Raw genomic sequence first — 12,530 nt, 5'->3', positions numbered from 1 at the left:
ACTCCTTAGTTATTTGCTTTACAGTTAATCTAGTACGCAGGAGGATTGGCGTAAATGACAATAAAAGATCAATTTACGCCAAGTATCTGGAGCAAAAGCGTTCTCTGTATTCTGTCGGTGTAAGTTGTAAATTTCGTTCAAAAACGCGGCGCAGGTTCAGCCCGCCGCCGAAGCCGGTCGTGAGGGCGATACGATCTATGTTTTGTGTTGTTTGTTCCAGAAGCTGTCGCGCGGCACTCAGCCTGACTTCCTCAACATATTTTGCCGGGGTTATGCCGGTTTCGCGTGTGAAAACGCGCGTGAAGTTTCGCGGACTCATCGCGACACGTTCAGCAAGGTTTTCGACAGATAAATCGCTGTTGAGATTCTCAGGTAACCAGGCCTGAAGTTCGCGGATAGAGCCATTGCTGGCCTGATTCAAAAGATAGCGGCTAAATTGCGACTGTCCACCCGGACGCCGGAGAAACATTACTAAATCCTGAGCAACATTTTTAGCGATGCTGAAACCATGATCTTCTTCGACCAATGCAAGAGTGAGGTCAAAGCCGGAGCTGACGCCACCTGACGTCCAGACCGGACCGTCCTGAACATACATCGGGCCGCGTTCCACGGTCACCTGCGGGTATTGTGCCTGCAGGGTGTCGATCAGACGCCAGTGTGTGGTGGCGTGTCGGCCGTTGAGTAATCCCGCCTGGGCGAGCAACACCGCGCCGCCACAAACAGATACCACACGGCGGGCATGCGGCGCAGCCTGTTGCAGCCAGCGGACAACGTTTGAGCCTTCTTCTTCAGATAAGCCTTTACCGGTGACTAAGATAGTGTCGCGGGTCAATGTGGGGTCAAGATCGCATAACCGGTGATCCGCGAGAAGGTTAAGCCCTGAGACACCGTGAATCACACGGTGCGGTTGTGTGGTCGCCACAGTCACCTGATAAGGCGCAATTTTGGAGTCAGACGTGGCGTGGAGAGGCAACAGACGATTTGCCTGCATGAGGATATCAGCAATGCCTGCTGCTTCGAATAACATGCCCCCGTCGGGGACGATAATCAGGAATGTGTTCATGGCATTAAAAATACAATGTGTATTAAATAAGTCAAATCTGCGAATGCTGTTATTGAATCACTCAGCCAGTAAATTAACGTGAAAGCAGGGCGCAGGGACCGGATTTCGCACTTTTGATACCGTTGAATGTCAGAAAATCCCTCATAAATACATGACCCTGAGTGACGATAACGGTATCTTATCAGCCGGAGAAACGTTCATTTAGATCCTGGAAGATTATGATTTCATTATTCAAAAAAACTTCACAATTCAGCATGTTGGTTATGCTGATGATTTTGGCTGGCTGCTCGGGCAAACCTCATTATAAGAAATACGACACGCATGCCTTTGATGATGAGATTGAAGATGCTGCCGATGAATACAAAGTTGACCGTAAACTGGTGAAGGCAATCATTCAGGTCGAATCCGGATTTAATCCCAAAGCAGTCAGTCCATCTAATGCTATTGGTCTGATGCAGCTGAAAGCATCGACCAGCGGTTGCGACGCGTATCGTTATAAAGGTAAACGCGGTTGCCCGGACGACGATGATTTGCTGGATCCGGAAACCAACATTGATCTGGGAACGGCATACATCAGTGCATTGCAACGTCAGCAACTTAACTGGATTAACGATCCGCTGACGCGCCGTTATGCCACAGAAGTCGCGTATGCCAACGGTGCGGGAGCGTTACTTAGAACGTTTTCCAGTAACCGGCAGACGGCAATCCAAATGATTAATCAACTGACGCCGGAAGCTTTTAACTGGCATGTTCGTCAGTATCATCCGGCGCCGCAGGCACCCAGATACATGGCCAAAGTCGAAAAAGCCTATGCCGGTTTATAGTGTTTAGAGCACTGAAAAATGGACGTGCTACGTGAAATCTGCAGTACAACTATGCTGTTCAATTCTCAGAATTCACGTAGCGCGATCAATTTGAAACCCTGAAAGTCCGGACGGAGGTGGTGAATGCCAGATAACATATTCACAGATATTCCTGGAGCTGCACGTAATGGTGAAGGCGAGACCTTTGAAGAGTTGCTGACACGACCCGGTATTCGTATTGAGCGGATTATTTCCACAGGACAAGCCAGCCCGACGGGATTCTGGTATTGCCAGACGCATGACGAATGGATACTGATCTTGCAAGGTTCGGCTGGTTTGAGGTTTGATACCGAAACCGATGTGCGCATTCTGAAAGCAGGCGACTTCGTGAATATCCCGTCGATGTGCAGACACCGCGTCGAATGGACTGAACAGAATGGAACGACCATCTGGCTGGCCATTCATTACGGTGAAAAAACGTTGAACGAAGCAGGTGAGGCAGAATGAGGAAAATGATGGCGTCTGGTGCGTAAGTTGATATCCTATTTAACATAATATACATTATGCGCACTTTGATTATCCGTTCTATATCCTCTACATTGTTCTTATTCTGATAACGGGAAATCCTCCCGGAGGTTTTGGTGATTATCGCTCAGGTGTCTGACATTCATGCCGCAGAAAATAATGATAACCTCGCAGGCTTTGAACGCGCACTGACGTGGATTGATCTCATTACGCCTGACGCCCTTGTGCTGACCGGTGATTTGATTGACGACAACTGGCGTGATGGTTATGCCGCTATCGCCGCTCAGCTGAATAAAAGATCTTACCCGTCATTCATATTGCCCGGTAATTCAGACGACCGTGCAGCAATGAAATCAATTTTGCATTGCCATTACTGGTGCAATTCCGGCGAAAATGACGCGCTGCATTTTGTCGCGGACATCGGTGAACTCCGCCTTATCGGCCTTGATACCACCATCCAGGGAAATCCCGCAGGAGCCATTGGCGAACATCTGCCGTGGCTGGCCGATAATCTGATCAGCGACGGTTCCGCGAATTCCATTCTTTTCATGCATCATCCGGTTATCCGCAGCGGCATTCCGCCTTTAGATCAGATAATGTGTCGCGATGTGGTAAAACTGGCTGAGTTTTTAAGTGAGCATCCGCGAAAACCTATCGCTATCTCAGCAGGTCATGTTCACCGGTCAATGGCCGGGCAACTGGCCGGAATACCGGCTTATATTTGCGGCTCCATCTGCCCGGAAAATCCTTTGTGGCTTGGCACGGCAATTGTTCCTCCCGTGAACAACTTCTTGTCATTTATGATTCACAGATACAATGACGGTGAGATGGTTAGCCACCCTGTCCTTCTTTAATATCTGCCTGATATATGCGCACGCTATACCATCAACCGGACGTTCTCTCTATTTAACGCAGGAAACCTCATGAAAAATATCACTTTTTACAGTCGTTTTGAGGCTGATATMCTTGCTGGCCGTAAAACGATCACCCTGCGTGAAGCCAGCGACGCGGATTTTACAGCAGGCGATCAGGTTCGCGTCAGCCGTTATGAAGATGACGTGTTTTTCTGCAACATTGAAATTATCGCTGTCACTGGTGTACAGTTCGACGATCTCAACGATCAGCACGCGGTGCAGGAAAACATGACACTGGAAGAACTGAAACAGGTCATCAGCGAGATTTATCCGGGGCTGAAATCACTGTTTATGATTGAATTTCGTCTTCTTTAATTGCGTGTGGCGCGCCGGGATCCCTTCTCCACGCGCCCTTTTCTTCTCATCAGCCATTCCAGCGGGAATTGCGGATCACAGAACAGAAATTTCCTTTGATAAAATCGGGTTCTTTATCAGCAATGACGTCGGCTTTGACATTGCCGAATGTGGTCTGCGGCTTGTGTTTAATTCCGTCATAAAATGCCTGAATAATATCTTCCTTGAACGCCGGTGTCCGCGGATGCGCTTCGACAACCGCATTACGTACGCTGTCATCGTAGCCCTGATAATTGATGCCGAGTACGTCCATTTCCACACCTGAAGTCACCAGTGCGATCACCGGATCCATAAATTCAGGGATGCCCGGCGTGGTATGCAGCGCAATGGCGGTCCAGACCTTATCGATGTCCTGCGTGCTGATGCCGTGCTGTTGCATAAACTCGCGTGCGGCATTGGCGCCGTCAACTTCAAAGCGTTTATCGCAACTGCAATTTTCGTGTGTCAGCCCCACATCGTGGAACATACAGCCAATATAAAGCAGCTCATGATCAACCTTTAGCTGACGTTGTTGCCCGGCCAGCGCGGCCCAGTAATATACACGGCTGGAATGATGAAACAGTAAATCGGATTCCATATCACGGACCCGTTCTGTTGCTTCACGGGCCATTTTGCTGTCGGGAATGCGGATACCCTTAATGTTCAGAGTCATAGTATTTGTCCTGTTGGGTTGAATAGAGTCAGCATAAGCGGCAAGATAAATGTCATCAATCATCGTAATATGACGTTATGAGACATAATTGTTCATTTGCGACAGGAAATATTCAAATGCCAAAACACATCATTATTCTCGCCGTGCCGGGCGTGCAACTTCTCGATGTCTCCGGTCCGCTGGATGTTTTCGCTGAAGCCAACCGGCAACGCGGCCGCGACGTTTATACCCTGAGCGTGATGGCGATTGGCGACGATCCCGTTGTGCGCACCTCTTCCGGTGTGCGTCTGTTTGCGGATCTCACTCTTGCAACCCCACTTCCTGCCGCCGTCGATACTTTTCTGGTCGCAGGTGCGCCCGTGCTGGAAACATTCCTGCGGGATGAAAAATTAAAAGACGGGATCCGTACCTGGAGCCACCATGCGAAGCGTTTTGGTTCCGTGTGCAGCGGTGCGTTATTACTTGCCGCCGCCGGGTTGCTTGACGACCGGCGCGTGACCACACACTGGTCCGTCGCCGCAAAGCTAAGCGAAGAGTATCCGCGGGTGAATGTCGAAGCTGACGCTATTTTTATTGCCGAGGGTGAGCTGAGAACGGCAGCAGGTGTCACCTCCGGGCTGGATTTAGCCCTGAATATGGTGGAAGAAGATCTTGGACGGGAAACCGCGCTGGATGTCGCTTCGCAACTGGTGATGTTCTTCAAACGTCCCGGCGGGCAGTTGCAGTTCAGCCGCCATGGTCAGGCGTCGCTGAGTGGCCGGTCGGCATTACAGGACGTACAGCGGTGGGTGATGAATTCGCTCGACCAACCGCATAATGTGCAAAGCCTGGCTGTTCATATGGGGATCAGTGTCCGCCATATGACGCGTTTGTTTAATCAGGCGCTGCGGCAATCACCGGCAGAATGGCTGGAACAGCAACGGATATTTCACGCGCGGCAACTGCTGGAAACGGGGGAAATGGCGGTGAAGCAGGTTGCGGCACAGTGCGGATTTTCCAGCGTTGATATCTTGCGACGTGCGTTCGTCAGGCAATTATCCGTGACACCGTCACAATATCAAAAGCAGTATTCCCGTTGAAAAAACTTTCGAGAAATCAGGCTTCTTTTGCTACCTGAGCACGCCGGAAACAATCCGGATGATGGGTATTAATCAGGCCGGTAGCTTCCAGCCAGGCATAGACTATTGTCGGGCCGACAAACTTGAATCCACGCTTTTTGAGATCTTTTGAAATCTGATCAGACAGCGCATCTTTAGTCGGAACCGGCCCGGTATGCTGAATCGCTTTCCCGCCGATTTGCGCCCAAATCCACTCACCAAAATCTTCACCCGCTTGCTGCATGGACAGATAGGCCCGGGCGTTGCTGACAACCGCCGTGATCTTGCTGCGGGAGCGGATAATATCGGCGTTATTCACCAGCCTTTCGATGTCTTCTTCGGTAAATTCTGCGACTTTCTCGGGTATAAAATCGCAGAAGGCCAGGCGCAAGGCATCCCTTTTTTTCAGCACGATCCGCCAGGATAATCCGGCCTGAAAGCCATCAAGCATCAGCTTTTCCCACAGTGCCCGGCTGTCACGTACCGGCTTGCCCCATTCATCATCATGATAGTCAATCATCATCGGGTCACTCGTGCCCCACGGGCAACGGATCAGATCTGTCATCGCGAACTCCTGAAAGCAGAAAGTTCTTTATTCTAACCTGACCCGTGCATGGAAGGGGTAAACTTCTTCTTCACCCTGCTGAGCGACTATCACACTGAATTTAATGATTTCACAGATGTTTATGTGTGCACATTTATTGGTTATGGGCATCACCGAATGTTGTAACTAATTTATGAGCCATGATTTTGCATAAATGAAATTCTATCCCCCGGTCTTTTCGGTGGCAGAGATTGATTTACGTCATCATCCTTTTTGGGCATAGGAATTATATTACGCTTCTTTATAAACAGGATGGAACCATGTTTAGTCGTTTAGGTCGTATATTTAGCCCCGCAACACCCCCTCACGGTAAAGAAGTTGAGAAGAACCAAACCTTTCCGCAATCCTTTATTTCCAAAGGTAATTCTTGTGCTTATAGATACGATTCGCGCGGGCCAGAAATAATAGAAGCTCAGGGGTTTTTTGGAACAATCAGCCGGGATAACACAGAGTTTCGGGTATTTGGAGATAGCCTCCAGGACGAAAAAAGGGGCAAAGGCTTTCCTCAAAACGAGAACTTTCATGGGGAAACAAAATTTCCAATACCTCTATGAGATCAATATATTAGGAAAGCGTAGCTTTTCATTTGTTGAAAACTACAAACGTGATCAAAATGCATTAATCGAGGCGATGTTAGCTTCCTTACCGGCTGAATTAGTGGCGAGCATGCCAGTTAGTGAGGCTCGTGCCCTGGCGCACAGTGCTCTCATTCGCGACTTTAACAGCGTTGATGAAATTCAAATTGAAGCGCCAATTTCAACCCAGCGAATAAAACATATTGCCACCACCTTAGTGTGATTATCTAAAACTTTCCGGACGGTTGCTCATTGAAATATCCTAAGCATTGAGTTTCTGTCTGGTTAAATTGTTTATAGGGGAAGTTTATGATTTCCCTATTATTCAGGTATGTACATTTTCCCATTTTGCCCTAAACTGTATGTTGTAACTAACTGGAGGGTTTATGGCGGATTATGATTTAATTGCCCGGATGAACGGCTGTTTTAACGAACTGGAAATGGCATTGCAAGATTTGGGGAATTTCCTGGGGCAACTGGAATTATTGCAGGCGCGGGTATTTACCTTGCCTGAAGTAGTGAAAGGCGAAGAGCATAATCCGGCGGACAAAATCACTGTCATGCCTCACACCGGCGAAACCGCACAGCAACTGGCATTACAGCATTTTCAGCGGTTGTTTATTCATCATAATAACGAGAATGTCAGCAGTAAATCCGCCGTCCGTTTACCCGGTGTGTTGTGTTATGCCGTGGACGCAGCGGAGCATCAGTCTGCCCTGCTGTTGATTGAAGAAGTGAATAAGCTGAAAGCTGAACTGGAACATATCGTGACCGTCGAGTCCGGTCTCGCCCGTGAACAGCGTTTTGAGTTTGTACATACCCACCTTCGCGGCCTGATAACGCTGAACGCTTACCGTTCGGTGACGTATCTCAATGACCCGGACTCCGTGCGCTTTGGTTGGGCGAACAAACATATTATTAAGAACGTGACCCGCGATGAAGTTCTGGCACAACTGGAAAAGAGTCTGCATGCCGGACGCGCTGTCTCGCCTTATACCCGTGAGCAATGGATGGAAAACATTAACCGCGAGATGATAGACGTGAAGCGTTTGCCCGAACACGCGGCGCTCAAATTCAAACGCCCGGTGAAAGTTCAGCCCATAGCCCGCGTGTGGTATCGCAACAACCAGAAACAGGTGCAACACCCCTGCCCGCTGCCGCTGATTGCGTTATGTTTGCGTTCGCCCATGATGCAACTTCCTAAGTTAGGGGAACTGCATGATTACGATGTGTCATCCGTGAAGCATAAATATAAACCGCAGTCGCAGCCACTGAGCCTGCTGATCAAACGTCTGCATCTTTATACGGACCATCCGCTGTAAGCCGCTCAGAACGTGAAAAGGTCCGGTTGCCCGGACCTCATTTCACATGTAAATAGCAGGCCGTTTACGCTTTCATGCTACCGACCATGGCTTCAGGCCGCACCCACTCGTCGAACTGTTCTTCGGTCAGATAGCCGAGTTTCAGCGCCGACGCTTTCAGGGTCAGGCCTTCTTTATGCGCTTTCTTGGCGATTTCCGCCGCCTTGTCATAGCCAATATGGGTATTCAGCGCAGTCACCAGCATCAGCGATTCATTCAACAACTGGGTAATACGGTCACGGTTAGGTTCAATACCGACCGCACAATGCTCGTTAAAGCCGCTTATACCATCAGCCAGCAAACGAACGGATTGCAGGAAGTTATGGATGACCAGCGGACGGAACACGTTCAGCTCAAAGTTACCGGATGCACCGCCGATGTTGACTGCAACGTCATTTCCCAGCACCTGTGCGCACAACATAGTCATCGCTTCGCACTGCGTCGGATTGACTTTGCCCGGCATGATCGAGCTACCCGGTTCGTTTTCCGGAATCGAGATTTCACCGATGCCGCAACGCGGGCCGGAAGATAACCAGCGCACGTCGTTGGCGATTTTCATCAGTGAAGCGGCCAGCCCTTTCAGCGCGCCATGGCCATGAACCAGTGCGTCACAGGTCGCCAGCGCTTCAAATTTATTCGGGGATGTCACAAACGGTTGTCCGGTCAGTTCTGCCAGTGCTTTCGCCACACGCACGGCGTATTCCGGGTGCGTATTCAACCCGGTACCGACTGCAGTTCCGCCCAGCGCCAGTTCGGCAATATGCGGGATGCTGTTTTCAATGTGCGTCAGGCTGTGTCCCAACATGGCTACCCAGCCGGAAATTTCCTGCCCCAGTGTCAGCGGTGTGGCATCCTGCAAATGCGTACGCCCTATTTTCACAATGTCACGATATGCCGTGGCTTTATCGGACAGCGTTTTGTGCAACACTTTCAACTGCGGGATCAGGGTTTCGCGCAGTTCAATCACTGCCGCAACGTGCATGGCCGTCGGGAAAACATCGTTGGAGCTTTGGCTCTTGTTCACATCATCGTTCGGGTGAACTTTACGTTCTTCGCCGCGCACGCCACCGAGAATTTCACTTGCCCGGTTAGCCAGCACTTCATTCATATTCATGTTGGTCTGGGTACCGGAACCGGTCTGCCAGATGGACAGCGGAAATTCGGCAGAATGCTTGTCGGCAAGCACTTCATCGGCAGCGGCAATAATGGCGTTTGCCCGCTCAGCAGGCAGTAACCCGAGGTCCATATTGACGCTGGCTGCCGCACGCTTTGTCAGTGCCAGCGCGTGAATCAGCGCCGTTGGCATTTTTTCAGAGGAAATACGAAAATGCTCGAGGGAACGTTGCGTCTGTGCGCCCCAAAGCTTATCTGCCGGAACATCAATTGGCCCCATTGAGTCTTTCTCAACGCGTGTAGATGCCATTACTGTCTCCTTAGATGCTTATTACGATGATAAATCAGTTTTTTTGCAGGTTACTGTTTGCCGCACGCGCTCCCACGCATCCGTTGGCGGCCTGTTGATTATAGTGACATATAAGCCGGGCGTATAATTGGATTCGATCCCCAATCTGAAAATGCATGCCAGCCGCACTTTTTGGGCCTTCGCAGTTGTAAAGCCCCCTTCGTCATTGTTTACTAGTCGGCAATATTTTCTATTCAGGATGAAGCAATGCAAAAGATGCATAACGGTGTACAAAATTACGCCTGGGGCAGCAAAGACGCGCTGACCAAACTCTATGGAATTAAAGATGCAGAAGGCCGTCCGATGGCTGAACTGTGGATGGGGGCTCATCCGAAATGTAGCTCTCAGATTGAGAACTCCCGTGGGGAGAACCTCTCTCTGCGCGACCAAATAAGTGCCGGACTGTCTGCGCAACTGGGCGAAAAAGTGGCTAAGCGCTTTGGCGAATTACCTTTCTTGTTTAAAGTGCTGTGCGCCGATCAGCCGCTGTCGATTCAGGTGCACCCGAGCAAAAGTGCGGCTGAAATCGGTTATGCCAAAGAAAATGCTGCCGGTATTCCACTGGATGCCGCCGAGCGTAACTACAAAGATCCGAACCACAAACCTGAACTGGTTTATGCCCTGACCCCTTTCCAGGCCATGAACGGTTTCCGCGAGTTGCGCGAAATTGTTTCATTATTGCAACCCGTGGCCGGTGCGCATCCGTTAATTGCCAGCTTCCTGACGTCTCCGGATGTTGATCACCTGCGCACGCTGTTTGCGGGCCTGCTGAGTCTGGAAGGTGAAGATAAATCCCGGGCGCTGGACGTGCTGAAATCCGTTCTGGATGAACAACAGGGTGAGCCGTGGGACACCATCCGCAGTATTTCTGAATTTTATCCTGATGACAGCGGCCTGTTCTCCCCGCTGCTGCTCAACGTAATCACCCTGCAACCGGGCGAAGGCATGTTCCTGTATGCCGAAACGCCGCATGCCTACCTGAAAGGCGTCTCGCTGGAAGTGATGGCGAACTCCGATAACGTGCTGCGCGCAGGTCTGACGCCGAAATACATCGATATTCCTGAGTTGCTGGCGAATTTGAAATTCAACGCCAGACCCGCTTCTGAATTGCTGACCACGCCGGTTGTCAAAGGTGCGGAACTCAACTTCCCGATCCCGGTCGAAGATTTTGCTTTTTCAATTCACAGCCTCTCTGCTGAACCGCAAACGCTGGAGCAGGACAGCGCGGCGATTGTCTTCTGTATTGAGGGTCAGAGCGTTCTGGTGAAGAACAATCAAACCCTGGTTCTCAATCCGGGTGAGTCGTGTTTCCTGTCAGCCACTGAGTCACCGGTGACTGCCAGCGGCAACGGCCGCATAGCACGCGTGTTCAATACACTCGCGAAATGAACAGTTGATTAAACAAAATGGGGCTAAACGCCCCATTTTGGTGATTTTTTTGCTGATTCAGCTACACTCTGTAGACTAATAACGCCGGAAGGCGTTTTTTATTTTCGGGACATTTCATAAGGATAAACAGAGATATGAAGAAGTCGTTAGTCGCTGTAAGCGTCATTGTAGTCCTTGGCGCGGCCTGGACAGGCGTCTCGTGGTATACGGGCAAGCTGATCGAACAACATATGGATGAACAGGTTGCGGCGGCTAACAGCCAGTTGCAAAGTGCTTATCCGAAAGCCGGGCTGAAAGTCAGCTATCAGGATTATCAGCGCGGGCTGTTCAGCAGCAAAATGCGCATTGTTCTGCAACCGGAGCCTGCTGCCGCAACGGCGGGCACCAGCGTACTGAAAACGGGTGACGAAATTGCCTTTATCGAAACTATCGATCACGGCCCTTTCCCTGCCGCTCAGCTGAAAAAATTCAATCTGATCCCAAGCATGGCTTCTGTTCATTCAGAGCTGCAAAACACGCCAACGGTGAAAGGTCTGTTTGATGTCACCAAAGGCAAATCTCTGGTCACGATTGACACCCGCGTTTCCTACAGCGGCGCAAGTTCTTCGGCGGCTGACATCATTCCTGTGACGTATCAGAAAGATGAAAGCCAGCTGGCCTTCTCTGGCGGTAAAATCAATGTCGATGTCGACAAAGATCTGACGGCCATGAAGCTGGACGCCAGCACCGACAGCATCGCTCTGACCTCTAAAAATCAGTGGGGTCAGCTTGAAAAAGTGACCCTGGCCGGTTTCAGCATGGACAGCGACACCAAACAAGGTAAGTTTCAGGTCGGCGTGGGTGATCAAAACCTGACTGTGAAGCAAATCCTGGTGAACGTTGACGGCAAAGATGCCGCTTCGCTGGATAACTTCAAACTGGTGAGCAAATTCTCTGAAAATGGCAATAACATCGCCGGTCAGCAGGATTACACCCTCGACGCACTGAAAATTCAGGGTGCAGATTTCGGTTCAGCCAAACTGACACTGAAGCTGGATAAACTCGATGGCGCGGCGATGAAACAGTTCGCAGACAACTATAACCAGCAATCCCGCGCACTTCTGCTGCAACAGGGTCAGATTGATCCGGCTGTTTATCAGCAACAGGCTACCGATTTACTGCTGGCTAACCTGCCACTGCTGCTCAAAGGCAATCCGGGCATCAGCATTGCACCGCTGAGCTGGAAAAATAGCAAAGGCGAAAGTAACTTCACCCTGCAACTGGATCTCAAAGATCCGGCCGCAACGCCGGCACAGACTCAGGATCAAATGCTGTCTCAGTTGGTAAATAAGGTTGATGCCAAACTGACTATTCCTCTGCCGATGGCCACTCAGGTCACCACGCAGGTGGCTCAGCTGGAAGGTTACAGCGCAGACGACGCCGCTAAACTGGCACAGCAGCAGGTTCAGGGTCTGGCAGCGATGGGTCAGATGTTTAAACTGACCACCGTGAAAGACGATACTATTACCAGCAGCTTCCATTACGCTGACAATCAGGTTGACCTGAATGGCCAGAAAATGACATTGCAGGAATTCGCCGGTCTTTTCGGTATTCTGGGTGGGCCGGCAGCGCCAGCAGCAACCCCTGATCAGGAAACGCCAGTGGCTCCGGCACCTGCCCCCGTCCCGGCTCAGTAATCTTCTTTACATCTCCCCCCAGCCAGGGGGGAGGTTGGAAGACGGTTTTACAACC

The 12,530-nt window shown here is 50.4% G+C and carries 13 protein-coding genes; 9 read left to right on the top strand and 4 right to left on the bottom strand.

Annotated elements, in window-relative coordinates; all coding sequences use genetic code 11:
• Nucleotides 1-73: 73 nt before the first annotated feature.
• Nucleotides 74-1,063: a GlxA family transcriptional regulator gene (locus tag AC1DUO_RS00480; protein WP_037034011.1), complete on the bottom strand. Its 990-nt coding sequence runs from the start codon at nt 1,061-1,063 to the stop codon at nt 74-76.
• 218 nt (nt 1,064-1,281) lie between these two features.
• Here AC1DUO_RS00480 and AC1DUO_RS00475 point away from each other — a divergent pair, with 218 nt between their 5' ends.
• The 4 genes from AC1DUO_RS00475 to yqfB all read left to right on the top strand — a co-directional run bounded on the left by AC1DUO_RS00475 (nt 1,282) and on the right by yqfB (nt 3,620).
• Nucleotides 1,282-1,887 carry a transglycosylase SLT domain-containing protein gene (locus AC1DUO_RS00475; RefSeq protein ID WP_013575507.1) on the top strand — a complete coding sequence of 202 codons (606 nt, stop codon included), beginning with the start codon at nt 1,282-1,284 and terminating at the stop codon, nt 1,885-1,887.
• A gap of 123 nt (nt 1,888-2,010) precedes the next feature.
• The gene (locus AC1DUO_RS00470) at nt 2,011-2,373 is read left to right on the top strand and encodes a cupin domain-containing protein (protein ID WP_119261632.1); all 363 of its coding nucleotides are present in this window, start codon (nt 2,011-2,013) and stop codon (nt 2,371-2,373) included.
• 134 nt (nt 2,374-2,507) lie between these two features.
• The gene (locus tag AC1DUO_RS00465) at nt 2,508-3,245 is read left to right on the top strand and encodes a metallophosphoesterase (RefSeq protein WP_119261633.1); all 738 of its coding nucleotides are present in this window, start codon (nt 2,508-2,510) and stop codon (nt 3,243-3,245) included.
• 69 nt (nt 3,246-3,314) lie between these two features.
• On the top strand, nt 3,315-3,620 hold the full coding sequence (gene yqfB / locus AC1DUO_RS00460; RefSeq protein WP_013575510.1) for a N(4)-acetylcytidine aminohydrolase: 306 nt from the start codon (nt 3,315-3,317) through the stop codon (nt 3,618-3,620).
• 49 nt (nt 3,621-3,669) lie between these two features.
• Here yqfB and AC1DUO_RS00455 read toward each other — a convergent pair whose 3' ends face one another.
• Nucleotides 3,670-4,311, bottom strand: a complete 642-nt coding sequence (locus tag AC1DUO_RS00455) for an HD domain-containing protein (RefSeq protein WP_013575511.1) — start codon at nt 4,309-4,311, stop codon at nt 3,670-3,672.
• A gap of 116 nt (nt 4,312-4,427) precedes the next feature.
• Between AC1DUO_RS00455 and AC1DUO_RS00450 the strand changes: the two genes are divergently transcribed.
• Entirely contained in the window at nt 4,428-5,390 is a 963-nt protein-coding gene (locus AC1DUO_RS00450; protein ID WP_119261634.1) for a GlxA family transcriptional regulator, read from the top strand.
• A gap of 16 nt (nt 5,391-5,406) precedes the next feature.
• Here AC1DUO_RS00450 and AC1DUO_RS00445 read toward each other — a convergent pair whose 3' ends face one another.
• Complete coding sequence (locus AC1DUO_RS00445; protein WP_013575513.1) at nt 5,407-5,973, bottom strand: DNA-3-methyladenine glycosylase I; 567 nt, start codon at nt 5,971-5,973, stop codon at nt 5,407-5,409.
• 462 nt (nt 5,974-6,435) lie between these two features.
• Between AC1DUO_RS00445 and AC1DUO_RS00440 the strand changes: the two genes are divergently transcribed.
• Nucleotides 6,436-6,810, top strand: a complete 375-nt coding sequence (locus AC1DUO_RS00440) for a hypothetical protein (protein ID WP_240433044.1) — start codon at nt 6,436-6,438, stop codon at nt 6,808-6,810.
• A gap of 163 nt (nt 6,811-6,973) precedes the next feature.
• A complete protein-coding gene (gene tus, locus AC1DUO_RS00435) occupies nt 6,974-7,909 on the top strand; it encodes a DNA replication terminus site-binding protein (RefSeq protein ID WP_112152259.1) in 936 nt (311 codons plus the stop codon).
• Nucleotides 7,910-7,973: 64 nt separating this feature from the next.
• Here tus and fumC read toward each other — a convergent pair whose 3' ends face one another.
• Nucleotides 7,974-9,371 (bottom strand): class II fumarate hydratase, encoded by a 1,398-nt coding sequence (gene fumC / locus AC1DUO_RS00430; RefSeq protein ID WP_112152260.1) that lies wholly within the window; start codon nt 9,369-9,371, stop codon nt 7,974-7,976.
• Between the two features lie 246 nt (nt 9,372-9,617).
• Between fumC and manA the strand changes: the two genes are divergently transcribed.
• The gene (gene manA / locus AC1DUO_RS00425) at nt 9,618-10,799 is read left to right on the top strand and encodes a mannose-6-phosphate isomerase (RefSeq protein ID WP_112198078.1); all 1,182 of its coding nucleotides are present in this window, start codon (nt 9,618-9,620) and stop codon (nt 10,797-10,799) included.
• Between the two features lie 134 nt (nt 10,800-10,933).
• On the top strand, nt 10,934-12,475 hold the full coding sequence (locus AC1DUO_RS00420) for a YdgA family protein (RefSeq protein ID WP_037034018.1): 1,542 nt from the start codon (nt 10,934-10,936) through the stop codon (nt 12,473-12,475).
• Nucleotides 12,476-12,530: the final 55 nt, after the last annotated feature.

Source organism: Rahnella sp. P4_A8, assembly GCF_056402435.1.
Note: the sequence above shows the minus strand (reverse complement) of the source record. Positions and strands in the feature narration are given on the sequence as shown.